The 24762-nt window shown below is 73.4% G+C and carries 23 protein-coding genes; 12 read left to right on the top strand and 11 right to left on the bottom strand.

Annotated features, from left to right (window positions below):
• Window positions 1–39: 39 nt before the first annotated feature.
• The 3 genes from ABD234_RS12110 to ABD234_RS12100 form a co-directional block, all read right to left on the bottom strand.
• The gene (locus ABD234_RS12110) at window positions 40–702 is read right to left on the bottom strand and encodes a pentapeptide repeat-containing protein (protein ID WP_344356511.1); all 663 of its coding nucleotides are present in this window, start codon (window positions 700–702) and stop codon (window positions 40–42) included.
• The gene (locus ABD234_RS12105; protein ID WP_344356509.1) at window positions 699–1928 is read right to left on the bottom strand and encodes an ATP-binding protein; all 1230 of its coding nucleotides are present in this window, start codon (window positions 1926–1928) and stop codon (window positions 699–701) included. Before ABD234_RS12105 ends, ABD234_RS12110 begins: the two co-directional genes overlap by 4 nt.
• 89 nt (window positions 1929–2017) lie before the next feature.
• Window positions 2018–2644, bottom strand: a complete 627-nt coding sequence (locus tag ABD234_RS12100; protein WP_344356507.1) for a TetR/AcrR family transcriptional regulator — start codon at window positions 2642–2644, stop codon at window positions 2018–2020.
• A 139-nt stretch (window positions 2645–2783) separates the two neighbouring features.
• Between ABD234_RS12100 and ABD234_RS12095 the strand changes: the two genes are divergently transcribed.
• Both ABD234_RS12095 and ABD234_RS12090 read left to right on the top strand, forming a co-directional pair.
• On the top strand, window positions 2784–3479 hold the full coding sequence (locus ABD234_RS12095; protein WP_344356505.1) for a DUF899 domain-containing protein: 696 nt from the start codon (window positions 2784–2786) through the stop codon (window positions 3477–3479).
• Window positions 3476–3982 (top strand): SRPBCC family protein, encoded by a 507-nt coding sequence (locus ABD234_RS12090; protein WP_344356503.1) that lies wholly within the window; start codon window positions 3476–3478, stop codon window positions 3980–3982. The genes ABD234_RS12095 and ABD234_RS12090 overlap by 4 nt, the downstream gene beginning before the upstream one ends.
• Here ABD234_RS12090 and ABD234_RS12085 read toward each other — a convergent pair.
• Both ABD234_RS12085 and ABD234_RS12080 read right to left on the bottom strand, forming a co-directional pair.
• Window positions 3928–4749, bottom strand: coding sequence for a DUF4184 family protein (locus ABD234_RS12085; RefSeq protein ID WP_344356501.1), 822 nt, complete (start codon window positions 4747–4749; stop codon window positions 3928–3930). The genes ABD234_RS12090 and ABD234_RS12085 overlap by 55 nt on opposite strands.
• Before the next feature lie 72 nt (window positions 4750–4821).
• The gene (locus ABD234_RS12080) at window positions 4822–5670 is read right to left on the bottom strand and encodes a fumarylacetoacetate hydrolase family protein (protein ID WP_344356499.1); all 849 of its coding nucleotides are present in this window, start codon (window positions 5668–5670) and stop codon (window positions 4822–4824) included.
• Window positions 5671–5915: 245 nt separating this feature from the next.
• Here ABD234_RS12080 and ABD234_RS12075 point away from each other — a divergent pair, with 245 nt between their 5' ends.
• The gene (locus tag ABD234_RS12075; protein ID WP_344356497.1) at window positions 5916–6677 is read left to right on the top strand and encodes an SDR family NAD(P)-dependent oxidoreductase; all 762 of its coding nucleotides are present in this window, start codon (window positions 5916–5918) and stop codon (window positions 6675–6677) included.
• A gap of 129 nt (window positions 6678–6806) precedes the next feature.
• Here ABD234_RS12075 and ABD234_RS12070 read toward each other — a convergent pair whose 3' ends face one another.
• Window positions 6807–7619, bottom strand: a complete 813-nt coding sequence (locus ABD234_RS12070; protein WP_344356495.1) for a class I SAM-dependent methyltransferase — start codon at window positions 7617–7619, stop codon at window positions 6807–6809.
• 506 nt (window positions 7620–8125) lie between these two features.
• Between ABD234_RS12070 and ABD234_RS12065 the strand changes: the two genes are divergently transcribed.
• The 3 genes from ABD234_RS12065 (at window position 8126) to ABD234_RS12055 (ending at window position 12245) form a co-directional block, all read left to right on the top strand.
• Window positions 8126–8767, top strand: a complete 642-nt coding sequence (locus ABD234_RS12065; RefSeq protein WP_344356493.1) for a bifunctional 4-hydroxy-2-oxoglutarate aldolase/2-dehydro-3-deoxy-phosphogluconate aldolase — start codon at window positions 8126–8128, stop codon at window positions 8765–8767.
• A complete protein-coding gene (locus ABD234_RS12060) occupies window positions 8764–9774 on the top strand; it encodes a sugar kinase (protein ID WP_344356491.1) in 1011 nt (336 codons plus the stop codon). Before ABD234_RS12065 ends, ABD234_RS12060 begins: the two co-directional genes overlap by 4 nt.
• A gap of 86 nt (window positions 9775–9860) precedes the next feature.
• Entirely contained in the window at window positions 9861–12245 is a 2385-nt protein-coding gene (locus tag ABD234_RS12055; protein WP_344356489.1) for an outer membrane protein assembly factor BamB family protein, read from the top strand.
• A gap of 140 nt (window positions 12246–12385) precedes the next feature.
• On the opposite strand, the gene aqpZ is transcribed toward ABD234_RS12055, so the two are convergent.
• Together aqpZ and ABD234_RS12045 are read right to left on the bottom strand one after the other, a co-directional pair.
• On the bottom strand, window positions 12386–13123 hold the full coding sequence (gene aqpZ / locus ABD234_RS12050) for an aquaporin Z (protein ID WP_344356487.1): 738 nt from the start codon (window positions 13121–13123) through the stop codon (window positions 12386–12388).
• Between the two features lie 143 nt (window positions 13124–13266).
• Window positions 13267–14484: an ROK family transcriptional regulator gene (locus ABD234_RS12045; RefSeq protein ID WP_038374282.1), complete on the bottom strand. Its 1218-nt coding sequence runs from the start codon at window positions 14482–14484 to the stop codon at window positions 13267–13269.
• A 215-nt stretch (window positions 14485–14699) separates the two neighbouring features.
• Here ABD234_RS12045 and ABD234_RS12040 point away from each other — a divergent pair, with 215 nt between their 5' ends.
• The 6 genes from ABD234_RS12040 (at window position 14700) to ABD234_RS12015 (ending at window position 22714) form a co-directional block, all read left to right on the top strand.
• Window positions 14700–15692 (top strand): carbohydrate ABC transporter permease, encoded by a 993-nt coding sequence (locus tag ABD234_RS12040; protein ID WP_344356484.1) that lies wholly within the window; start codon window positions 14700–14702, stop codon window positions 15690–15692.
• On the top strand, window positions 15692–16651 hold the full coding sequence (locus tag ABD234_RS12035) for a carbohydrate ABC transporter permease (protein ID WP_344356482.1): 960 nt from the start codon (window positions 15692–15694) through the stop codon (window positions 16649–16651). Before ABD234_RS12040 ends, ABD234_RS12035 begins: the two co-directional genes overlap by 1 nt.
• Entirely contained in the window at window positions 16648–18027 is a 1380-nt protein-coding gene (locus tag ABD234_RS12030) for an extracellular solute-binding protein (protein ID WP_344356480.1), read from the top strand. The genes ABD234_RS12035 and ABD234_RS12030 overlap by 4 nt, the downstream gene beginning before the upstream one ends.
• Before the next feature lie 304 nt (window positions 18028–18331).
• Complete coding sequence (locus ABD234_RS12025; protein ID WP_344356478.1) at window positions 18332–19321, top strand: Gfo/Idh/MocA family protein; 990 nt, start codon at window positions 18332–18334, stop codon at window positions 19319–19321.
• Between the two features lie 78 nt (window positions 19322–19399).
• Window positions 19400–20449 (top strand): Gfo/Idh/MocA family protein, encoded by a 1050-nt coding sequence (locus tag ABD234_RS12020; RefSeq protein WP_344356476.1) that lies wholly within the window; start codon window positions 19400–19402, stop codon window positions 20447–20449.
• 153 nt (window positions 20450–20602) lie between these two features.
• A complete protein-coding gene (locus tag ABD234_RS12015; RefSeq protein WP_344356474.1) occupies window positions 20603–22714 on the top strand; it encodes a GxGYxYP domain-containing protein in 2112 nt (703 codons plus the stop codon).
• A gap of 61 nt (window positions 22715–22775) precedes the next feature.
• On the opposite strand, the gene ABD234_RS12010 is transcribed toward ABD234_RS12015, so the two are convergent.
• The 3 genes from ABD234_RS12010 to ABD234_RS12000 are packed head-to-tail and all read right to left on the bottom strand — an operon-like array spanning window position 22776 to window position 24639.
• The gene (locus tag ABD234_RS12010) at window positions 22776–23207 is read right to left on the bottom strand and encodes a DUF202 domain-containing protein (RefSeq protein WP_344356472.1); all 432 of its coding nucleotides are present in this window, start codon (window positions 23205–23207) and stop codon (window positions 22776–22778) included.
• Complete coding sequence (locus ABD234_RS12005; RefSeq protein ID WP_344356470.1) at window positions 23204–23566, bottom strand: YidH family protein; 363 nt, start codon at window positions 23564–23566, stop codon at window positions 23204–23206. The genes ABD234_RS12010 and ABD234_RS12005 overlap by 4 nt, the downstream gene beginning before the upstream one ends.
• Entirely contained in the window at window positions 23563–24639 is a 1077-nt protein-coding gene (locus tag ABD234_RS12000) for a formylglycine-generating enzyme family protein (protein WP_344356468.1), read from the bottom strand. Before ABD234_RS12000 ends, ABD234_RS12005 begins: the two co-directional genes overlap by 4 nt.
• Window positions 24640–24762: the final 123 nt, after the last annotated feature.

Raw genomic sequence — 24762 nt, 5'->3', positions numbered from 1 at the left:
CGGCGAGGGCGCGGCACCGAGCGCGGCGCCGCGGATCCCTCACCCCTCGATCCGGATCCCCAGGTGGGCGGCGAACAGCTCGGCGAGCTCGACGGCGCGGCCGTGGTCCAGCGTCGCCCCGCGCAGGCCGGAGAGGTCGTCGACCGCCTCCGCCTGCAGGCCGCGCAGGTCCACGTCCTGCAGCCGGGACTGCGCCACGTCGAGGCGGTCGGCCCGGCAGCCCTCGAAGGCCACGCGCGCGGCCCTCGCCCCGCCCAGGTCCACCTCGACGAAGGCGCAGTCCTCGAAGAGGACGTTCTCCAGCTCGGCCCCGCGCAGGTTGATCCAGTCGATCTTGCAGCCCGTGAACCGCACCGAGCTCAGCGAGGACTCGTACACGTCCAGCGCGCCGATCCGCGACCCGGTCACCTCCACATCGCGCAGGGTCGAGCGGGCCAGGTCCAGCACCGGGGCGTTCAGGCGCTCCAGGCGCGTCTCCAGCAGCCGGGATCCGCGCAGCACGGTCTCGTGGGCGGTGGCGGAGACCAGGGAGCACTCCGAGAGCACCAGGCCGGCGAGGTCCCGCCCGGAGAGGTCCGCGTCCTCCAGCAGGCGCCCCTCGAGGGCGGCGCCGGGCTCGAGGTCATCGGCCGCGGCGGGCTCGAGGTCCAGCAGGGTCAGACGGTCCACGACCGGGGGCCTGGTGCGGGCGGAGCGTCTCATCGGGCCTTCTTCCTGTCGGTCCGGCTCGTCGCGGTCCACGCGGCGGCCGAGGGAGCGCTCTGCCGCGCCCCGGAGCGGGTGCGGCGGACGGTGACATCGGGGGCGGCGTCGGGCGCGGGATGCTCCTGGCGCCGCAGCAGCAGGGATTCGCGCAGGTAGGGCAGGGAGAACTCGACGTAGCCGCGGCCGGCGGGCTGGATCAGGTCGTCCTCGATGAGCCGGCGGCGGTACACGGACTGGTAGCCGTGGTCGCGGCCCAGGCGCCGGCCGATCTCCCCGGTGGAGCTGGGGCCCTCGTCCTCCAGCATCGCCTCGAGGTAGGCGAGCTTGCCCGCGGCGATGCCGCGCAGCGCCGGGCCGTGGACGTTCATGTGCATCTGGCGGATCGCGCTGTCGCGGGTGCGGCGCACGTCCTCGAGCGCGATCTCGGCCGCGCCCTGGCTGTTCTCCCAGGCCTGCGCCCCGACGTACTGGATGAGGTACGGGTAGCCGCAGGAGATCTCGCCCGCCGCCACCGCGGCCTCCGGGCCGATGCTCCGGTCCGTCCCGGCGATGGTCAGGCGGATCGCCTCCGCGGCCGTGCCGACGTCGACCGCGCCCAGCTCGACGCGGTGCGCGCGGCGCAGGAAGGTCGTCTTGCCCTGGGCCAGCAGCGCCTCGATGCCCGAGCGGATCCCCGCGCCGATGAACGCGACGGGCCGCCCGGTGCGCACGAGGTCCTGGTACAGCTGGGTGACGCCGGCCAGCTGGTCGAGGTCCACGGACTGCACCTCGTCCACGCTCAGCAGCAGCCCGCCGCCGCTCGCACCGGCCAGCTCCGCCAGCCGCGCGAGGGCGGTCGCCGTGCTCGGCCCGCCGGAGTACCGGTCCACGGTCTCGGTCCGCACGGAGCCGATGCTCGCGATGCCCGCCCCGGTCAGGCGCGTGCCCTCGGCGTCGGGATCGACCTCCCGCAGGCGCTCCAGCACCAGCTCGCGCAGCTCCTCCGCCAGCGAGGCGGCCGCGGTGTGCAGGCGCAGGACCTCCCACCCCTGGTCCTGGGCGATCATCTCCATCTCCGTGAGCAGCACCGTCTTGCCGGTGCCGCGCGCGCCGGAGATCAGCGTGGAGCGCTGCTCGCTGCCGGGATGGTCCTCGAGGGCGTGCTCGAAGGCGTCCAGGGCGAAGCTGCGGCCGGCCAGGGCGATCGGCACGGCGCCGAAGGACGGCCGGAACGGGTTCTCCATGGCGACTCCAGGCGAGGGCGGGGCGGTGGGCACCCCCGATCGTGCCACGCGGCGCCGACGACCGGCGCGGCCGGCCGGCCGGGCGCGGGCTACCGGATGCCGGCGATGATGTCGTCGACGACCTTCTCGGCGATCGTCCGCACGGTCTCCGCGTCGGCGCCGCGCAGGGGGCCGCGGACCAGCAGCTCGGCGCAGCCGTGCACGGCCGACCAGCAGGAGAACTCGGCGCCGGGACGCCGGCGCGGGGACAGCACGCCGGTCTCGACGCAGTCGTCCAGGGCCGCCAGCAGCTCGAGGAACGGCGCGGCGTGGGCGGGGCCCTCGTCCGGCGGATCGCCGGCGCCGAGCAGCGCGGTGGCGAACCAGCCCGGCTCGGCGAGGGCGAAGTCGATGTATCCCAGGCCCACCCCGCGCAGCCGGTCCAGGGCGCGGGCGGCGGCATCGGCCCGTCCGTCGGAGCGCGCGCGCCGCTCCCGCATCGGCACCACCATGCGGGCCTGGACCTCGCGGGCGGCGGCCCGGAGCAGGGCCTCGCGGTCGCGGAAGTGGCGGTAGGCGGCGGCCGGGGAGACCCCGACCCGCCGGGTGACCTCCCGCAGGGAGACGGCCGCGGGCCCGCCCTCGCGGGCGAGGTCCAGGGCGGTCTCGAGGAGGGCGGCGTGCAGGTCGCCGTGGTGGTACGGCCGGGACGGCTCCGCGGTGCTGTCCGAGGACATCTGCTCCTCCTCTCGCTCTTGACGGTGCGCGCGGCCGATCCTACGCTGGGAGCACGCCATGTGGACGGTGTTCACATCAGCGGACCCGCCGGTTCGCCGCAGGGCATCGCCGCCCCCGATCGCACCCCGGAGGTGCCCCATGTCCCCCGAAGCCACCGCCCTCCCGCCCGTGGTCGACGCCGCGACCTGGCGCCGCGAGCTCGACGCCCTGCGGGTGCGCGAGAAGGCCGCCACCCGCGAGCTCGACGCGATCGCCGCCCAGCGCCGCCGCCTGCCCATGGTGAAGATGCCCGACTACACGCTGACCTCGAAGGACGGCCCGGTGCGGCTGGTCGACCTGTTCGACGGCGCCTCCCAGCTGATCACCTACCACCACATGTGGAGCCCCGGGGCGCCGTGGCAGTGCGGCGGCTGCACCGGCTTCACCTCCCAGTACACGCGCCTGGAGTTCCTGCGCTCCTATGACGCCCGCTTCGTCGTCGTCACCCAGGGCGAGATCGACGAGGCCCTCGCCTACCGCGAGAAGGTCGGCAACGAGATGGAGTGGTACTCCACCGCCGGCAGCCCCTTCGGGGCCGATGTCGGCGCCGGGCCGGGCGAGGGCTTCGCGGTGAACGTCTTCCTGCGCGACGGCGAGGACGTCTACCGCACCTGGCACACCGACGGGCGCGGCACCGAGCAGATCTCGCACACCTTCCCCCTCATCGACCTCCTGCCCTGGGGCCGCCAGGAGGAATGGCAGGACTCCCCCGAGGGCTGGCCGCAGTCCGGCACCTACGAGGGATGGCTCGACTCCCCCGACATCGCGACGCTCTACGGAAGGACCCCCTCATGACCTCCCCGACCGCCCCCACCGCCGACCAGGAGCCGCGCCTGGTCGTCTCCCGCACCCTCGATGCCGCGCCCGAGGCCGTGTTCTCCCTGCTCACGGACCCCGCGCAGCACCATCGGCTGGAGCCGACGGACTGGGTCGGCGAGGCCCTGGACCCGCAGCAGGGGCCGATCACGGCCGAGGGCCAGGTCTTCGGGATCCGCATGTTCCACGTCAACGCCGGCGGCGAGTACCACATGCACAACCGCGTGATCGCGTACGTCCCGCAGCGCACCCTGGCCTGGGAGCCCGGGCAGTACGACGACTCCGGGAAGCTGGGGACCGGCGGCTGGACCTGGCGCTACGACCTCGAGCCCGCCGAGGGCGGGACCCGCGTGCAGATCACCTATGACTGGAGCGAGGTGCCCGATGCGATGCGCGAGCAGTTCGGGATCCCGCCCTTCGGGCCGGACTACCTCGAGCGGTCCCTCGCCTCGCTCGCCGAGGCGCTCGGGGAGGACGCGTAGGGCGATCCGGGCCGCGCGAGGCGCAGCACCGCGGCCAGGGCCACGGTGAGGATCCCCCACAGCCCGACCACCGGCGGCAGGGTCCCGGCCAGGCGGTACGCCGCGCCGAGGCTCGCCGGCGGGCCCTCGAGGGCAGCGCTCACCGCGACGGCACCGAGCAGCAGCATCGGCAGGGACAGCCACCAGCCCACGCGCAGCATGCGCGGCGCCGGAGCCGTCGGCCCCGGTTCGCGCCCCCGCAGCCAGTGCGCTCCGGCCGCGCCGAGGAGGATCAGGCCGCCCAGCCCCGAGCCGTACTGGAGCACCGTGTAGCCCGGCAGCGGCCCCCACGGCAGGGCGAGGGCGGGGAGAAGGAACGTGCCGAAGCGGCCCTCGTGGGTGAAGCCGTCCCACACGATGTGGCTCGCGATCCCGGCGGCGAGCCCCACCAGGACCAGCGCGGCGCCGCCGGCGGAGGGGAACGTCTCCCGCAGGGCCGCGACCGGGCCGCGATCCCAGGTCCCCGGCAGCCGTGAGCCCAGGGCCCGGGGTGCGAGGGCGCGAGCGGCCGGGCGCAGCAGCACCCGCCAGATCAGCAGCAGCGCGAGCGCGATCAGCACGGTCGCCGGGATCCAGCGCGGATCATGCGTCAGGGCGTAGTCCACGCCCGTGCCCCGGAGGAACATCGGCAGATCCGGCGCCATCGCCCCCACGGCGATGGCCGCCGCCAGCCCGGGACGACGGGCGAACGGCAGCGCGAGGACGGCGTGGCTCGGGGTGAACGGCATGGCGGGAACATATCCGTCCGCCCTGCGCACGCCCCGATGCCCGACGCCCCGCGGCGCGGCCCGCCGTCATGCTCAGGCCGGCACGAACTCCGAGCGCTGCGTGCCCAGGCCCTCGATGCCGGTCTCCACGACGTCGCCCGCGGCGAGATAGGGGAACCGGCCCGACAGCGCGACGCCCTGCGGGGTGCCGGTGTTGATAAGGTCGCCGGGCGAGAGCACCATGTACTGCGAGAGATGGTGGACCAGCTGCGCGACGGTGAACACCATGTCGGCGGTGGTCGAATCCTGGCGCCCCTCCCCGTTCACGGCGGACCACAGCCGCAGGGACTGCGGGTCGACCTCATCGGCCGGGACCAGGTCGGGGCCGACGGGGTTGAACGCCTCGGCGCACTTGCCCTTGGACCACTGGCCGCCGGACTGCTCGAGCTGGAAGTCCCGTTCGGAGACGTCGTGACTGGTCACGTACCCGGCGATGACGTCGAGGGCGTCCTGCTCGGACTCCAGGTACTTCGCCTCGCGGCCGATGACCACGCCCAGCTCGACCTCCCAGTCCACCTTCGCGGCGCCGCGCGGGATCGGCACGGCGTCCTGCGGGCCGACCACGGTGTTGGGGTGCTTGAAGAAGATGATGGGCGTGGTGGGCGGCTCCGCCCCGGACTCCGCGGCGTGGGCCGCGTAGTTCTGGCCGATGCAGATGACAGCCGCGGGCCGGGCGATCGGGGAGCCGATGCGCTCGGACTCCGCCCCCTCCCACACGGGCAGCTCCCCCGCGGCGAGCTTCTCGCGCACATGGGCGATGCCGTCGGCGGCGAGGAAGTCCCCGTCGATGTCTCCGGTCAGGGAGTCCAGCCGATAGGTCACCCCGCCCTCGACGACGGCCGGCTTCTCGTGTCCGCGGGCACCGATTCGGCGCAGCTGCATGGGGTTCCTCCTCAGGATCGGCCCGATGATTCGAGGCGCGGTTCAAGCATCGCGGACCAGTCTGGCACGCGCGACCCTCCCTGTCTCCCGACAAGTCACCCGGTGGGTACGGCAGAACGGCCCGGCGCCCCCCGTGCTCGCGCCCTCGCGGTGCACACTGAAGCTCCACCCGCCCCTCGATTCATCGGATGAATAGCGGTATCGTGCCGGGCGAGCCCATTGCCGATTCCCGCCGAGGAGATCCCATGACCGCACCGACCGCCCTCGAGTTCGACGGGATCCGCGCGCTGGTCACCGGCGGCGGCGCCGGCATCGGCGCGGCGACCGCCACGGCGCTCATGTCCCGCGGCGCCCGCGTCGCGGTGCTGGACCTCGACCCCTCCGGTGCCCCCGACGGCGCCCTGCCGCTGCGCTGCGACCTCGGGGACACCGCCGCGGTCGAGGCGGCCGTCGAGGAGGCCGCCGCCCAGCTCGGCGGCATCGACGTGGTCATCAACAACGCCGGCATCGGCGCGCAGGGCGACGTGGCCGCGAACTCCGACGAGGAGTGGCTGCGGGTGCTGGACATCAACGTCCTCTCGGTCGCCCGGGTGACGCGGGCGGCGCTTCCGCACCTGCGCCGCTCGGAGTCCGCGGCCGTGGTGAACACGGCCTCGATCGCCTCCGCCCTGGGCCTTCCCGACCGCGTGCTCTACTCCGCCTCCAAGGGCGCCGTGCAGGCGATGACCCTGGCCATGGCGGCGGACTGGGTGCGCGAGGGCATCCGCGTGAACGCCGTCGTCCCGGGCACCGCCAACACGCCGTGGGTGGGCCGCCTGCTCGATGCGGCCGATGATCCCGCCGCCGAGCGCGCCGCCCTCGAGGCCCGCCAGCCCCACGGCCGCCTCGTCGAGCCCGAGGAGGTCGCCGAGGCCCACTGCTATCTCGCCTCCCCCCGCAACCGCTCGACCACCGGCGTCCTCCTGCCCATCGACGGCGGCATGACAGGCCTGCGCACCCGCCAGTGACCGGGCGCTCGCGGTCCGCATCCCGCCGGGCGCCGAGGGCGGCCGCCCGGCGGGCGGAGCGGGCCGCGCGTGCCGCGTCCGGGCGGGCGGAGCGGGCCGCGCGTGCCGCATCCGGGCGGCGCCGCCGGGTCAGGCGCCGCCGTGCGGAGCGCGCGCGAGAGTCCGGACGGCCGTGCTCGCGAACCGGAGCGGGCCGTCCTCCCCGGCGAGCCCGGCTGCGCGGCGACGGTATTCCTCCTCGACCCGCCGCCTGATCTGCGGGGCCTGCGCCAGATAGGTCTGCCCCTGCGTCGCGATGCCGCAGGCGATCCCGGCCCAGAGATCCTCGATCCCCACCTCCCACGTCCAGTGCAGTTCCTCGCTGAGCACGACGCGCAGCCCGGCCCGCTCGGCCAGGTCGGCGAGGCCCCGCGGGGTGCGGGCGAAGTCGAGATCAGCCGGCAGGCGGGTGCTCGGCGGCGCCACGACCTCTGCCGCCGCGAAGGCCCCGCCGACCAGCTCCTGCCATCCGCCGCCTCCGGCGGGCCAGATCGTCGTCGTCGCCGTGCCGCCCGGCCGCAGCAGCCGGGCGATCTCCCGCATCGCGTCCAGGGGACGCGGGACATGGTTGACGACGAAGTTCGCGACCACGGCATCGAACGCCGCGTCCGCGAACGGAAGGTCCGGAAGCTCTGCCTCCCGTACCTCGCCGGCGCCCGGGCCGCCGGCAGCCGCGGCGGCATCGATCACCTCCCGGGCGCGACGCACCATCGAGGGCGCGGAATCCACTGCGACGACCTGCGATCCCCGGGCCACCGCGCGTGCCGCCAGCTCGCCGGTGCCGCAGCCGACATCGAGGAGCCGCGGCCCCTCCGCGTCGTCGAGGATCCGTTCGATCGTCCCCGCGCAGAGCGCCCCGAACGAACGCTCATAGTCCGCGGTCGTCGTATCCCAGCTGCGCATGACCCCACGCTACGGCTCCCTCACCGCCGCCCGCCGCCTGCTGCACGGACCCGCCCCGGATCCGGGCCCTCACGCGCCGCCCGGAAATCGATCGGAGTGAATCCGTCGCTACGCGCATCGATCGGAGTGATTCCGTCGCTACGCTCATCCGTCGGAGTGAGTCCGTCGCTACCTCGCGGGGAAGCGACGGATTCACTCCGACAGATCTCGTCGAGCAGGGGAAGCGACGACATCACTCCGACGGATGCCGCGGAACGGGTGGAGGGACGACATCACTCCGACGGATGCCGCGGAACGCACGAGGCGACGACGCAATCCCGACGGATGGCGGGGAACGGGGACGGTACGGCGGTCCGACAAGCGGGAAGGCGTTTACCCGGGTCGGGTTCGGCCGTAGGCTTCGGGGAGGCACAGCGGCCGCCGGGCAGCGGTGGGCGAGCAGAGACCGCCGACGGGCGACCCGGGCGGCGGCGCTGTGCGACATCGGCTTCGACGAGGAGGACCTTGTGACCACGCGTATCCCCATCCCCCAGCTCACCGCGGCGTCCGGACTCGTGGTGGTGGTGCGCGGCAGCGATGCGGCGCAGTACCCGGTGGTCATCGACACCCTCGCCGAGGCCGGGGTGCGCAGCGTCGAGCTGACCCTGTCGACCCCGAAGACCCTCGACGTGCTGCCGACGCTGGTGGAGCGGTACGCGGCGAGCGTGGACGTGGGCGTGGGCACCGTGACCTCGCATCCGCAGCTGCTGCGCGCCCTCGACGGCGGCGCCCGCTACATCGTCACCCCGGTGACGGACCCGTCGCTGGTGGAGACGTCGATCGCCTCCGGCGTGCCGATCCTTCCCGGCGGCCTGACGCCGACGGAGCTGTTCTCCTCGTGGTCGGCGGGGGCCTCGGCGGTGAAGGTGTTCCCGGCGGGCCTGGTGGGCCCGGGGTACGTGAAGGACCTGCGCGGCCCGTTCCCGGACATCGAGGTCGTCCCCTCCGGCGGCGTGGACCTCGAGGCCGCGCGGGCGTGGCTGGCCGCGGGCGCCGCGGCCGTGAGCGTCGGCGGGCCGCTGCTGGGCGACGCGCTGAAGGGCGGCTCGATGACCGAGCTGGCCGCCCGCGCCCGCGACTTCGTCGCCGCCGTGCAGGACGCCCGATGACCCGTCCCGCGGCGCGGCCGCGCGTGCTCACCCTCGGCGAGACGATGGCGCTGATGCGCACCGAGGGCATCGGCTCCCTCGCCCACGCCCACCACCTCGCCCTGGGGATCGGCGGGGCCGAGTCGAACCTGGCGATCGGGCTGGCCCGCGCCGGGATCGACGTCACCTGGGTCTCCCGGGTCGGCGCCGATGCGCTCGGCGAGCGGGTCCTGCGCGAGGTGCGTGCGGAGGGCGTGGACGTGCGCGCCGCCGTCGACCCGGACGCCCCCACCGGCCTCATGATCAAGGCGAAGCCGACCTCGGCCACCACCACCGTCCAGTACTTCCGGGCAGGCTCGGCCGCATCCCGCATGACCTCGGCCGATGTCCCCGACGAGCTCCTCGCCGCGGCGTCCCTGCTGCACGTGGGCGGGGTGACGACGCTGCTCTCGCCCGGCGCGGCGGCGACCGTCGAGGACGCCGTCCGCCGTGCCCGCGCGGCAGGGGTCGCGGTGAGCTTCGACGTGAACCATCGGCCCTCCCTCGCCCCGCCCGGGGGCGTGCGCGAGGTCTACACCCGCCTGGCCGCGGGAGCCGATGTCGTCTTCGGCGGGCTCGAGGAGCTGGCGCTCATCGCCCCCGAGGGCACCGATCCGGAGGACCCGGAGGCGCTGCTGCGGGCGCTGGATGCGCACCTGGAGGCCCTCTCCCCCGACGGCGCGGGCACGGGCGGACGCGAGCTGGTCGCGAAGCTGGGCGGGGACGGCGCCGCGAGCCTCATCGACGGGCATCTGACCCGCCATGACGGCTTCACCGTGCCGGTGGTGGACACCGTCGGCGCCGGGGACGCCTTCGTCGCCGGCTATCTCGCAGCGCGGCTGGCCGGGGCCGACCCGGCCGAGCGGCTGCTGCGCGGCAATGCGCACGGCGCCCTGCTGTGCATGTCGCCCGGCGACTGGGAATCCGCGCCGCGGCCCGCCGACCTGCAGCGATTCCTCGACCCCGACGGCGACCCGGTCAGCCGGTAGCCGCCGGGACCGACCCGCCGCCGACCGGCCCCCGCGCGGCCCGCTCCGGCGCCCCATCGGCCGCGCCCGGCCGATACCATCGAAGGATGAGGCCGGAGGAGAGCAGCGCCCACGCCGCGTCGACTCCTTCAGGCGTCGACGCGGCCACCGCGGCCGATGCGTCCCAGCGCATCGGCGAGACCGCCCTGCGCCGGGGCGCCGCCGGGGAGAGACGGCCCCGCGGCATCGGCCGCCGGGCCCTGCTGACGGGGGCGGCGGCCGCCGCCGGATCGGCCGTGGTCTGCCTGGGGCCGCTGTGGGCCCGCGCGCACATCCTCGACGGCCCGCGCGATGACGACCAGGGCTGGGGGACGGGCCCCGAGGCCGCCGGCACCGTCTTCGCCTCGTTCATCACCGACGTGCACATCGACGCGGTCGCCGCGGCGCAGGACATCCACCTGCAGCTGGTCCTCGAGGACATGCGCGCCCTGAACGTCCCGCTCGTGCTGCACGGCGGGGACATCACCGAGTTCGGGTCCAACGACACCTACGACCGCTACCTGCGGCTGGTCCCGGAGGACTTCCCCGGGGAGATCCAGCACGTCGCCGGCAACCACGAGATGCGCTGGGATCCCAGCGGCGGGAACGTGTACCGCGCGCGGATGCACGAGGAGGGCTCGCGCTCCTTCGACCATCAGCGGATCCACGTGATCATGCTCGAGGTCTCGGGCCCGCTGCAGGAGGAGGCGCACGTCAGCCGGGCGACCCTGGAGTGGCTGCGCGCCGATCTGCGGATGGCCGGGCGCACGCCCAGCATCATCGTCATGCACTGCCCGCCCGGGGCGGACTTCCACTACGTGCGCGGCATGGACCAGCTGTTCGCGCTGATCGCGGATCATCCCGTGCGGGCGATCCTCGCCGGCCACAACCATTCCGAGACCGTCACCCGGGTCAACGACACCATCGTCCTCACGGGCCGGGCGGTGAAGAACTCGCCCGTCCACTACCTGCTGCGCCACAGCCCCACCGAGGAGATGGACCAGCTCACCGTCGAGGCGGTCTCGCTGCCGGCCCCCGGGGACGACGGCGAGCGCACCGTCACGCCGGTCGTCACGATCCCGATGGGCACGCCGCGCGCCAGCGGCCACCAGGCCATGCCGCGGCGGCTGAACGCCCGCGCCCCCGGCTCGGCCGTGCACCTGAGCGCGCGCATCGGCGGCGAGGACGCCCTCGTCGCCGCCGCGGCGCAGGTCTGGGACGAGTCGCTGTACGGCCTCACCGAGCACGGCACCTGGTACGACATGAGCATCGACGGCACCCTGCTCGAGGCGCGGATCGACGTGGCCGCGATCAGCCCGCCGGTCCTGCCGGGCACGCACCGGGTGCGGGTGCGCGGCACCGCCGCCGACGGCGGGACCTGGGAGGCGGCCGATGAGCTGACCACCCGCGGCGGACCGGTGCGCCCGCTGGGCACCTACGAGGTGGACGGGGCGGTCACCGGCGCGGTGGTCCCCACCGGCGAGGACGCAATGCTGGTGTCCACCGACCAGGGCGAGGTGATCTCCTTCGTCCTGCGGGGGCGCAGCCTGCGCCGGCAGTGGCGGGTGGAGACGGGCCCGGTCCATCGCCCGCTCGCGCTCTCCCCCGACGCGGGCACCGCCTACGTGCCCTCCCTGGACCGGGCGCTCGTCGCGCTCGACATCAGCCGGGGGCGCGAGCTGTGGCGGGCCGAGCTGCCCGAGCGCGTCGCCTCGGCCCCGCTCGTGGTCACGACGGACGGCCTGGAGAGCGTGCTGGTCAGCGCCGGGCCGACGCTGAACCGCATCGACGAGACGGGCACGGTGATGTGGACGGTGCCGATCCCGGTGCAGTCGTGCGGCCGGCCCCTCGTGCTGGGGGACACCGTGGTGATCGGGGCGGGGGACGGCACCGCCCGCGGCTACTCGCTCGAGCGGGGCGCCGAGCGCTGGGTCGCGCAGCTGGCGCGGCGGTCGACCGCCTACCAGCGCCTGCTGTACGGGCCGTGGACCACGACGGTGCGCCCCATCGGCGCGGACGCCGTGCTGGTGGGCACCGTGGACACCCTCCACTGCCTGGATGCGGCCGACGGCACGGCCCGCTGGACGGCGGCCGCCTCGGCGATGTACACCCCGCCGGAGATCCTCGACGACGGCGCCGTCCTCGTGGTCCAGGAGCGCGGGCAGGCGGCGCTCATCAGCCCCGACGACGGCACGATCACGCCCATCGGCGAGGGCGGCCAGGTGTCCCTGGACGCGGGACTCGCCCCCGTGGCCGGGACCCATCGGGCCTGGCACGTGAGCCTGACCGGCGTGCTCTCCCTGATCGACGCCGATGCCCCCGACGTCACCGCGCTGCACCAGGTCACCACCTCGCGGGTGATCGCCACCCCCGCCTACCTCCCGGTGCCCGGCGCGGTGGTCGTCGGCGACCAGGACGGGATGGTGCGCGCCTTCGACGTCACCGAGGTGTGAGACGGCGCAGGGCGCACCGGCAGCAGGGCCCACCGACGGCAGGACGCACCGAACGGCAGGGCGCACCGGCGCGGGCCGGTGCACCCTGCGCGGAGGGCGCGGGTCGGCGGCGGGGACGGGCAGGCTCCGTCCCCATCGCCTCACTCGCGGTCGAACAGCATCCGGTAGGTGGAGCCGGCGATCGCCGCGCCGATCAGCGGGGCGAGGAGGAACAGCCACACCTGGCCCAGCGCCGCCGGGTTGAACACCGCCACGGCGAGCGAGCGGGCGGGGTTCACCGAGGTGTTGGTGACCGGGATGGAGATGAGGTGGATGAGGGTCAGGGCGAGGCCGATGGCCAGCGGCGCGAAGCCGACCGGGGCGCGGCCGTGGGTCACCCCGAGGATCACCCACAGGAACACCGCCGTCAGCACGATCTCGATGAGCAGAGCCGACAGCAGGCTGTAGCCTCCCGGCGAGAGCTCGCCGTAGCCGTTGGTCGCGAAGGATCCCGCGGCGCCGGGGTCGATGGCGAAGGAGTCGGAGCCGCTGGCGATGAGGAACAGCACCGCCGCGGCGACCACGCCGGCGACGACCTGCGTGGCCATGTACGGCAGCACCGCCTTCGCCTCGATGCGGCCGCCCAGGACGACGCCCAGGGTGACGGCGGGGTTGAAGTGGCCGCCGGAGATGTGGCCCACCGCGTAGGCGCCGGTGACGACGGTCAGGCCGAACGCGAGCGCGACGCCCACGAAGCCGATGCCCAGCTGGGTGCCGTCGTCGGTGAGGAAGACCGCCGCGAGGACCGCGGATCCGCAGCCGCCGAAGACGAGCCAGAACGTGCCGAGGAACTCGGCGATGAGACGGGAGGAGAGAGGAGGGACAGGAGAATCGGACACGGTGGCCTCCAGGGCTGCCGAGGAAGGGATGGGAAACGCCTGCTCGGTGCAGTCCTACCGTGCGGTCGATGATCCCGCAATGCCCGCGTTCCGGTATGTCCGAATGCCGTCCTGCCCGGCAGCTCAGCAGCCGGCCGGGGAGGTCAGCGGCCGGCCGGGGACAGCTCGCGCTCGAGGAAGAGGCTCGCCGCGCCGATCGCGCCGACGTCGTCGCCGAGCGTGGAGGACGTGATGAGCACGCCGTGGTCGCCGCCGCCGGCCCGCAGCGCGCGCTCGCGCAGCGCCGGCAGGGACGCCTCCTCGAGCAGTCCCCAGTAGGGCCCGCCGATGATGATGCGGTGCGGGTCGTGGATCCCGATCAGGGTGCGCAGCGCCTCGCCGAGGGCGCGGCCGTGCCCGGCGACGAGCTCGGCGGCCGCCGCGTCCCCGGCGCGGGCGCAGGCCACGACCTCGCTGAGGGCATCGGCGACCAGGGCGTCGGGGTCGTCGGCGATGACCCCCTGCTCGCGCGCGGCCTGCAGGATCCCGGAGGCGTCGGTGTACAGGCCGAGGCACGCCCGCCGTCCGCACTGGCACATCGGCCCGTCCAGGCCGGTGGGGAGGTGCCCGATCTCGCCGGCCTGCGTGGTGCTGCCGCGGTGCACGGTGCCGTCGCCAGCGACGGCGGAGCCCACGCCCGCGCCGACGTAGATGTACAGGACCGTCTCCTCCTGCGGGTAGCTGCCGGCCCACTTCTCGGCGGTGAGCGCCGCGTTGGTGTCCTTGTCGAGCACGGCCGGCAGGCCGGTGGCCGTCTCGATCTCGGAGACGATCGGCTCGTGGCGCCAGCCCGGCAACCATGGCGGGTCCACCAGGATGCCGGCCTCGGCGTCCAGCCCCGCGGGCGCGGCGATGCCGATGCCGGCGAGCGCGCCGGCGACGTCGCCGCCGTCGGCCGCGGACATCCCCGCCTCGCGCAGGTCGGCGAGCATGTCCTCGAGGGCGTCGGCGATCCGGACCACGTCGTCCGCCGGGTCCTCGCCGGGCGGCTCGAGCGCACGCTTGGCGATGACCTGCGCGAACAGGTCGACGATGACGACGGTCAGCTGGGCGGGGTCCAGGTGCACCCCGGCGGTGAGCTGCGAGCCGGGGACGATGCCCAGCACCGTGGAGGGCTTGCCGCGCCCGTTGACGCGGGTGCCGTGGGTCTGCACGAGGCCGCGATCGATCAGCCGCCGCACGATCTGGGAGACGGCCTGGCGCGACAGCCCGCTGCGGCGGACGACCTCCGACTGGGAGATGCCCTCCGGCCGCAGCCGGATCGCCTGCAGGATCACCATCTCGTTGCGAGCCCCGAGATCCGGCATGGTCGATCCGCGCATGAGGTCCTCCTGGGCCCGTTCCTGGCCCGATGGTAGCGGCCGCTCCGCCGCCCCTTGTTTTATGTCCATCGGTGTGAGTAATGTACCCGGCGACACGACGGAGTGGTCCGGCCCACACGCTTCACGGACATCTCCCGCCCCCTGCCCCGCGCAGCGGACCACCCGTCATGACTCGGTGCACCGACGGGGTTGCACCGCATCTCGGAAGGAGAACGATGAGCGCCACCGACGTGGACGGAGCGCGCGCCGCGGGCACCGGAGCCCCCGCGCGATCCACGACGCCGCTCGCCGGAGCATCGGGCGAGAAACGCCGCATGTCCCTCACCCACAAGCGCAACCTCAGGCTGGGGCTGCTGTTCATCTCGCCCTGGATCATCGGCGTCGCCGTCTTCATCGTGTACCCGGTGACCTACTCGATCGGCCTGAGCTTCACCCGGTACTCGGGCATGGCGACCCCCACCTGGGTCGGCGTGCAGAACTACATCACCGCGTTCAGCGACCCGCTGGTCGCCAAGGCCACCGGGAACACGCTGTTCTACGCGATCATCGCCGTGCCGCTGGGACTGGTCGTCGCCCTCACCCTCGCGATCGCCATGAACCAGAACGTGCGCGAGGTCGCCTGGTACCGCACCATCTTCTACGCCCCCTCGCTGATCCCCGCGTTCGCGATGTCGTTCATCTTCATCGTGTTCCTGAACCCGCAGTTCGGCGTGTTCAACCAGGTCATCGGCCTGTTCGGCGGCGCGAACGTGAACCTGCTGGGCGATCCGACGGGCGTGAAGATCGCGATCATCCTCATGGCGCAGTTCGGCGCCGGCAACGCGGCCCTCATCTTCCTGGCGGGCCTGCGCAACGTGCCGAAGACCGTCTACGAGGCGGCGCGCGTGGACGGGGCCGGCCCCATCCGCCAGTTCTTCTCGATCACCTTCCCGCTGCTGACCCCGGTGCTGCTGTTCAACCTCATCACCGGCGTCTCCGGTGCGCTGCAGGTCTTCACCGAGGCCTTCGTGATCACCAACGGATCCGGCGATCCCGACGGCGGCGCGCTGTTCTACATGATGTACCTGTACAAGACGGCATTCGGCTTCGCAGAGCTGGGCTACGCCTCCGCCCTGGCCGTGCTGCTGTTCCTGACGGGTCTTGCCCTGGCGCTGCTGATCTTCTGGCTCTCGCGCCGATTCGTGAACTACGACGTGGACGCCGCCTGATGACTACCTCCCTCACCGAGCACGACTCGAGCGCCGCCTCGAGCACCGCCAAGAACTCCTCGCACCTCGCCGAGCGCCGCCGCCAGCGGGCGGAGGACGCCGACCAGAACAACCGTCGCGCCGACGGCACCCTGCGGCCGTGGTACTCCACGCTCATCGCCCGGATCGTCATGATCGCGCTGAGCGCGCTGTTCCTGCTGCCGATGTACTGGATGATCGCGTCCTCGCTGAAGTCCAACGAGGAGCTCGCGAAGTTCCCGCCGACCCTGCTCCCCCAGTCCTGGGAGTTCGGGAACTACGTCAAGGCCATCACGGCCATGCCGTTCCTCCAGTTCTTCGCGAACTCCGCGATCATCACCATCTCCGTGGTGGTCCTCAGCGTGGTCGCGAACTTCATCGTCGCCTACGGCTTCTCCTGCATCGAGTGGCCCGGCCGCGACAAGGTCTTCCTCGTGGTCATCGGCACCCTGTTCCTGCCGTTCCCGGTCACGCTCATCCCGATGTTCGACATGTGGGCCCGGCTGGGCGCGGTGAACACCCTGTTCCCGCTCATCATCCCGGCCATGTTCGGCTCCGCGTTCTTCGTGTTCCTGCTGCGGCAGTTCCTGCTGCAGATCCCCCGGGACATGCTCAACGCCGCCCGCGTGGACGGGGCCAGCGAATGGACGATCCTGTGGAAGCTCGTCTTCCCCACCGCCCGCCCGGCCCTGACCACGGTCGCGATCTTCGCCGCGGTCGGCGCCTGGAACGACTTCATGGGACCGCTGATCTACCTGCAGGACCAGAGGGTCCAGACCCTGTCCATCGGTCTGCAGACCTTCCGCTCCGTCAACGCCCAGGACGTCTCCTTCAACCAGCTCATGGCCGCATCGTTCCTCGTGATCCTGCCGCTGCTGGTCCTGTTCTTCATCTTCCAGCGGTACTTCATCCGCGGCATCACGATCGGAGGCTTCAAGTGATCGACAGACGACGATTCCTCGGCGGTGCGGGCCTCGCCGCCGCCGCGACCCTGGGCGCCACCTCCTGCGCCCGCAGCCGGGCGACCGGCGACAACGTCATCCGCTACTGGGGCATGGGCGCCGCCGACACCGACAAGGATCAGGCGGTCCTGGACGCCTTCAAGGCCACCGACGCCGGGAAGGACGTCCAGGTCATCATCGACCAGGTCCCCTCCAGCGGCGCGGCGGACAACAGCCAGATCATCACGGCCGTGCGCGGCGGGACCGCGCCGGACCTGTGGTGGATGGACCGCTTCAACGCCGTGCAGAACGCCTCCATCGGCCTGCTCGAGCCCATCGACGGCCTCATCGAGGAGTACGAGGACGTCTCCGTCGAGGAGTTCAAGTCCCAGTGGATCCAGTTCGCGATCGACGAGCTGACCTACGACGGGCAGACCTACGGCCTGCCCACCGCGACCGACGCCCGCGGCCTGCTCTACAACGAGAACATCCTCAAGGACGTCGGGATCGACCTGGACATGTTCGACCCGACGCAGCACGTCATCACCTGGGACGAGCTGCGCGAGGTCGCCCGGCAGGTCACCCACGAGGACTCCCGCGGCAACTACGACCGCTTCGGCTTCGTGCCGTGGGTGGACCAGGGCACGCCCTACACCTGGGCCTTCGGCCTGGGCGCCGAGGTCTACGACAACGAGACCTCGAAGATCACCCTGGACTCCCCCGAGTGGAAGGCCGTGTTCGAGCTGTACGCGGACTGGGCCGAGGAGTTCCCCTACTCCAAGGTCGACGCCTTCTACGCGACCTACCAGCCGCCGAACGCGCCGCCCACGCAGAACGCGCTGTTCTCCGAGCGCCTGGCCATCACGCCCACCGGCCCGTGGCAGATCCAGGGCAACGAGAAGTACGCCCCGGACCTCCCGCTGAAGTGGACCTGGCTGCCCGTCCAGAAGGACGGCGACCCCACCTACACGTGGTCGGGCGGCCAGTCGCTGGTCATCCCCAAGGGCGCGAACATGACCAAGACGCTCTGGGAGTTCCTGAAATTCTTCGCGGGCTACCCGGGCCAGTCGATCTACCAGCCGATGCTGGGCAACCTGCCCACGAACCTGCAGGCGATCGTCGAGAAGAAGTACAACCCGGGGGCGGAGCTGTTCCGGGAGATGCTCCCGAACTCGACCTCCCGTCCGCCGCTGCCGGTGGGCTCGGCCGTGTGGGACACCACCGACCGTGCCAAGTCCTCGGTGGCGCTGGGGTCCAAGACGCCGCAGGAGGCGATCGAGGAGAACCAGGCCCTGATCGCCCCGAAGATGGCGCTGTTCCCCGACTTCAAGATGCCCGAGACGTACGGCAAGCCCAGCCCCATCCCCGAGGCCTGAGCCTCGCCCGGGCTCCGCGACCTCCGCGTCGCGGGGCCCGGGCGGCCTCGGCCGATGTCCGTCCCGAAAAGATCCGACGAATCGTCCGATGCCCCTCCCCATGCCCTGCCCCCATCGGGCAGGCTGAAGACGTCGGCCCCTCGGCCGGCCCGGGACCCGGCACCATCGCGGGCCCCGACCCCGGCCACCGGCCGGACCGCCGGCCATCGGCCGGCCCCAGACCCCCGGCCATCGGCCGGACCGCAGACCCCCGGCCTCCCGGCCGGACAGGAAACCCACGAGACGGGAAGCAGGAATCCACCCCATGACCTCCCCCCTGGACACGGCAGCGCCCTTGCGGATCGCCGTGCTCTCCGCCTGGCACGTGCACGCCGAGGAGTACGGACGCGCCGCGATCGACCACCCGGGCACCGAGCTGGTCGCCGTGTGGGACGACGACGCGCCCCGCGGGCAGGAGCTCGCCGAGCGCCTGGGCGTCCCCTTCGAGGCCGATCTCGAGGCGCTGCTGGCGCGCGAGGACCTCGACGGCGTCACCGTCACCACCGCCACCAGCGACCACGACGAGGTGCTCGGAAAGGCCATCGCCGCGGGCAAGCACGTCTTCACCGAGAAGCTGCTCTCCCCCACCGTCGAGGGCTGCGACGTCCTCGTCGAGGCGGCCGGCGCCGCCGGCGTGGCGCTGACCGTGTCGCTGCCGCGCCTGTCCCACGGGTACTGCGTGGCCCTGCGCGAGGTGCTCGGGGCCGGGACGCTGGGACGCCTCACGTACTCGCGCGTGCGCCTGGCCCACAACGGCTCCCTCGCCAACTGGCTGCCCGAGCGCTTCTACGACGCGACCGAGGCCCTCGGCGGCGCGTTCTCGGACCTCGCCGCCCACCCCGTCTACCTCACCCAGCTGATCCTGGGCGAGGACGTGCAGGTCGCCGGTGCGACCTACACCGACATGACCGGCCGCGGCGTCGAGGACAACGCGGTGGTCACCGTGACCTCGGCCGACGGCGCGATCGGCGTGGTCGAGACCGGGTTCGTCACCCCCGCCAGCCCGTTCACCATCGAGGTCCTCGGCACCGAGGGCTCCCTGATCTACGGCTTCGAGGAGGACGAGCAGGGCGCCGTGATGCGCGTGAACGCCGGCGACGGCTTCCAGCGCGTCGACGTCCCCGCCGATGCCCCCGCCCCCTTCGACCTGTGGGTCGAGGCGATCCGCACCGGAGAGCCCACCACCGAGAACCTGCGGCGGGCGCGCGCCCTGACGGCCCTGGTCGTCGCGGCGAACGACCGCGCGCACGCCTGAGCGGCCCCGCACCGGGCTCTGCCCTCCGTCCCCACCACTGCCGACCCAGAACGCTTCCCACCAGGAGAACCAGGAACCATGACCACCACCTCCACCGCCCCCCTTCCGAGCTCCGCGACCATCGCCTCGCCCGTCCGCATCGGCATCATCGGCGGCGGCGGCATCGCCGGCGCGCACCTGAACGGCTACAAGGCCGCCGGCGACGCCGTGCGCATCACCGCCATCGCCGATGCCTTCGAGAAGACCCTCGCCCAGCGCGTCGAGGAGACCGGCGCGAAGGGCTACTCCGACTTCGCCGAGCTCGTGAAGGACCCCGAGGTCGACGCCGTCGACATCTGCCTGCCCCACCACCTGCACCGCGACGCGATCGTCGCGGCCGCCGAGGCCGGCAAGCACATCCTCTGCGAGAAGCCGCTGTGCCTCACGCCCGAGGAGGCCCGCGACGTCCGCGACGCCGTGCAGAAGGCCGGCGTCACCCTCATGTGCGCGCACAACCAGCTGTTCATGCCGGCGGTCGCCAAGGCCAAGGAGATCATCGACTCCGGCGCCCTGGGCACCGTGTACGAGGTCCGCACGACCGACTCGTTCTACAACAACTTCGACCCGGCCAACATGGGCTGGCGCGCGAAGGCCGCGACCTCCGGCGGCGGCGAGTACATCGACACCGGCTACCACCCGACCTACCTGCTCATGCACCTCTCCGGCGGCGGCCGTCCCGAGAAGGTCTTCTCGATGATGTCCACCCACCGCCTGGACTTCATGGAGGGCGAGGACTCCGCGCAGGTCCTGGTGCGCTTCGACAACGGCAGCGTGGGCCAGCTGGTCACCTCCTGGGCCTACCAGGCCGCCCCCGGCACCGACCGCTTCAGCGTGGTCGGCGAGAAGGGCTCGCTCAGCTCCGACGGCACCACCCTGCGCGTCAAGCTGCACGCCGAGGACACGGAGCAGGTCTTCGAGCACGAGGAGGTCGACACCTTCGCCGCGGAGATCGCCGACTTCCTCGAGTGCCTCACCACGGGCAAGCGCCCGCTGAACACCGAGGACGAGGGCATCGCCGTGCTCGGCATCATCCTCGCCGCCTACGAGAGCGCCCGCACCGGCACCCTCGCGGACGTCCCCGAGGTCTGATCCCCCTCCGCCGGCCCCGCGGCACCCGCCGCGGGGCCGGCGCCCTCTCCTCCTCCCGAAGCGGCCGCCGATCCCGATCCCGGCCGCTGCGCGCACAGACCTCGTCGCAGCGCGCCCACCCCCGCGTTCCCTCCCCCACCCCTGGAGACGATGATGTCCCACCGGAACCTCCCCTCCTCCGCCCTTCGCCGCCCCATCGGCCGTCGCAGCGCCCTCGGCGCGGGCCTCGGCGCCACCGCCCTGGCCCTCGGGGCCGCGTCCCCGGCCGCGGCCGGCGGTCCCGCCCCGCTCGCGGGCCCCACAGCGGCAGGCGCCCCGGCCGCGCCCCTGCTGCCGGCCCCCGCCGAGCGCGGCACGCCCGGCGTGCGCTGGAAGGACGGCCACGTCCTGCCGACCTTCGCGCGCGCCACATCCCTGCGGGTCGCCGATCCCCGGGAGCTGGACGGCTTCGCCCAGACGCTTCTGGTCACCCTGCAGGGCCTGGTCAACCGCGAGCGCCCCGAGATCTACCTGGTCCTGGACGAGGTCGACGCCACCTGGGTGCCGGACCTGCCCGTGCCGACCGAGACCGTCGAGGACCCGCTGAGCCTGGTCGAGACCTACCGCGACCGCATCGCCGGCGCCGTCGTCTACGACATGGACGCCCCGGACACCATCAACGTCGCCACCACCCTGGCCGCCCTGCACGGCGGCGTCGCCGCCACCGCCGAGCTCGCCGCCGAGCATGGCCTGGAGATCCTCGAGGACCTCCGCGGGCGCTTCGAGGACGACCCGGCCGCGATCTACGCCTGGGCCCACGAGACCCTGTGGGAGCAGTGCACCCACCGCATGCTGGTGGGCCTGCCGCCTACCCGGACCGTCGAGGTCGACGGCGTCACCTGGACGGAGGCGCTGCGCTGGCCCGAGCAGACCCGCGACTTCTCCAACCGCGAGGTGCGCACCGTCGACCTGTCCGCGCACCTGGACGCCGAGGCGGTCTTCGTCCGCATGACCGACGCCTTCCCCGAGGACGGCTGGGGCCCGGACGTCTACGGCGTCACCGTCGAGGCCGATGGCGCGCAGATCGCCGCCTTCACCCCCGGCACCCCGGAGGAGGAGCCCTTCCTCTTCGACGGCTCCGGCTCGACGGTCCTCGAGGGCCACCGCTTCGCCGACGGCGGCGGGCGCTTCATCTACCGGATCGCGGTGCCGGAGGGGGCGACGAGCCTGTCCATCTCCCTGGACATCGTCAACCAGTTCGTCGTCTCGATCACCGGCACCTCCCCCACCCGGGTAGAGCCGTTCGTCCACTTCCGCGACATGGCCGCCGCGACCGATGCGCTCGTGGTCTGGCTGCCGCCCTCCGGCGACAGCGGCTCGCAGTTCACGCAGCTGCTGGACGCGCTCGAGCCCGGATCGGCCTTCGCCGGCTGGTTCGCGAACGACGTCTCCGGCGAGTGGTCCGGGGTGACGCTGTGCAGCCAGGCCGGGGTGATCGTCGTCCCGGCGGACTGGTACGCCAACGGCTCCGCGCTGTCCGGGGTCGCGGCCGATGTGCACCACGTCCCCGCGCGGCGGTCCTCGCAGCGCCCCGAGGACGCGACCTACGTGACCCTCATCTTCGGCGAGGGCGACAACATCCAGTACTGCCAGCGGCACCTGCGGGCGCTGTGGGACGACCCGGCGCGCGGGCAGGTCCCGATCTCCTGGACCGTCAGCCCGCTGCTGGAGGACGCCGGCCCCGCGCTGCTGCGCCACCTCCGCGACACCGGCACCGACAACGACCTGCTGGTGTGCGGGCCCTCCGGTGCCGGCTACACCTACGGCGATTCCTGGCCGGAGGACGAGCTCGCGGTCTACACCGGCATCACCGGCGGCTACCTGGCCCGCACCGGTCTCGACGTCATCTACGGCTACACCACGCCCACGCCCGACGGCGACAACCCCGTCATGCCCGAGCGGGTGCTGGAGGCCTACGCCCGCGACGTGCGCCTGCGCGGCATCATGCAGACGGGCGACCCGTACGAGATCTCGGAGCCCGGGGCCGCGGTCCCGCTGATCGCCGCCCTGTCCCCCTTCGGCGACCCCGAGAGCTATCGGACGCAGATCGAGGAGATGATCGCCGAGCGCAAGGGCCCGGGCCCGCTGTTCATCGCGGTGCACGTGCACGCCTGGTCCTTCACCCCGACGAAGGCGGCCGAGCTGGTGGCAAGCCTGCCGGAGGGCGTGCGGGTCGTCCTCGCGGACGAGTTCTTCGACCTGTTCCGGCGGTCGCAGGAGGGCTGAGTCGGCACGGCGGCCGCCCGCACCGCGGCCGCCGTGCCGCCCTCCCGGGCACGGGCCGGGCTCAGCTCCGCAGGATCCCCGCCACCAGGTACGCCGCGCACAGCGCGCCCAGCAGGAGCACCGCGCCGGTGGCCACGAGCATCGGCACGCCCGAGCGGGCCAGCCCGTCCTCCTCGACGAGGCCGCGGTGCTCGCGGGCGTAGCCGTGGGCGGTGGCGACGTAGGCGAGGATCGCGCAGCCGGCCACGGCCAGGCCTGCCACCACCGCCGTCACCCCGAGGGCGGGCGCGGTGAAGCGGGCGGCCACCAGCCCGGCGGCGGCGAAGGACAGGCAGGTGCGCCGCCACGCCAGCAGGGTGCGCTCGACCTGCAGCCCCGGGTCGAAGGGCGCGTCGCCCGGTCGGCGCGGGCGCCCCGGCGGGCCGCCCGGCGGCGGCCCCGGAGGCCCGGACGGCGGGGCGGGCGGGGTGGGGCCCGCAGGCGGCGTGCTCACGCGAACAGGCCGATGGTCACCAGGGCCGCCGCGATGATCACCCCGGCCACGATGATCGCGCCGGCGCCGAGGCCCGGCAGCGGCGTGTCGCGGCGCAGGGAGCGCTCGGTCGCGGCCCAGCCCCACCACGCCTGCAGGGAGGCGACGGTGCCGAGGACCACGAAGACCCCGGCGGCGGCCGCCCGCCATCCCAGGGCCTCCGGCAGGGCCAGGGCCTCGAGGGCGAACGCCCCCGCGTACAGGGCCAGGGCCGTGCGCAGCCAGGCGAGGAAGGTCCGCTCGTTGGCGAGGCTGAACCGGGGATCGGGCTCGTCGCCGTCGCGGTAGACGGTGCCGGGGAAGCGGCGGGGGGCGTTCATGCATCGGCCTTTCGCAGGGACGCCGTGCGGAAGCCGGCGTTGCCCATCGAGGAATCCGGGGTGTTCTGGGACCGCGCGGAGTTGCGGTACCGGTTGCAGTAGGAGATGTGGCAGAGGTAGCTGCCGCCGCGCAGCACGCGCGAGGGCCCGTCCTCGGGGCCGACGGGGTCGGTGACCAGGGCGCGCTGGGCCGCGGTGGTGCCGCGGCGGTAGGTGGCGGGGTGGAAGACGTCCTCGCACCACTCCCACACGTTGCCGACGCTCTGCCACAGGCCGTAGCCGTTGCGGGAGAAGGCGCGCACGGGCGCGGTGGTGAGGCAGCCGTCCTCGAGGGTGTTCGCACGCGGGAAGTCGCCCTGCCAGATGTTGGCGCGCCAGCCGCCGTGCTCCAGGTCGCCGCCGGTGTCCGGCTCCTCGTCGCCCCAGGGATACTTCGCGCCCTCCAGCCCGCCGCGGGAGGCGTACTCCCATTCGGCCTCCGTGGGCAGGCGCCGTCCCGCCCAGGCGCAGTACGCCTGGGCATCGTTCCAGCTCACATGCGTGACCGGATGGTCGCCGATGCCCTCGATCGAGGAGTCCCGCCCGCCGGGCCGGCGCCAGTGCGCGCCCTTCACCCCCGCCCACCAGGGCACGCCCGAGGCGGGGCCCATGATGTCCCCGGGCGGCGCGGAGATCGCGAGATGGAAGACCGCGGAGAACCCGAAGGACTCCGCCTCGGTGACGTAGCCGGTGTCCTCGACGAAGCGGGCGAAGTCGTCGTTCGTGACCGTGGTGGCGTCGATGTCGAAGGCGCTGATCGCGACCTCGTGGCGGGGCGTCTCGCCGTCGCCGCGGTTGCGGTCCCCCGAGGAGTCGCCCATGACGAACGTTCCCGCGGGGACGTGCGCCTGCTCGATGCGGTGGCGGGCGACGCCGGTCGCGGACGCGGCCGATGGCCCCGAGCCGTTCTCCGCGGATCCCGCAGGCGTTCCCGCGGGAACGTCACGCGGCGCGGGAGCGGTGCCCAGCGCCAGGGCCTGCGCCCGGGTGGGGGTGCATCCGCAGCCGCAGCCTGCTGTCCCGTTCTCCGACATCCACGCCCTCCGCTCGTCCCATCGTCCTGCCGCCGGCCCGCGGTCGTCCCCGATTGTCTCAGGCATGACGGCGCGGACGCCTAGGCTACTCGCACTTGCACCTAGTCGCACATGCACCTAGAG

This window comes from Brachybacterium phenoliresistens, assembly GCF_039530785.1.
GTDB classification, from domain to species: Bacteria; Actinomycetota; Actinomycetes; order Actinomycetales; family Dermabacteraceae; genus Brachybacterium; species Brachybacterium phenoliresistens.
This window is presented reverse-complemented; position numbering and strand designations above follow the sequence as displayed.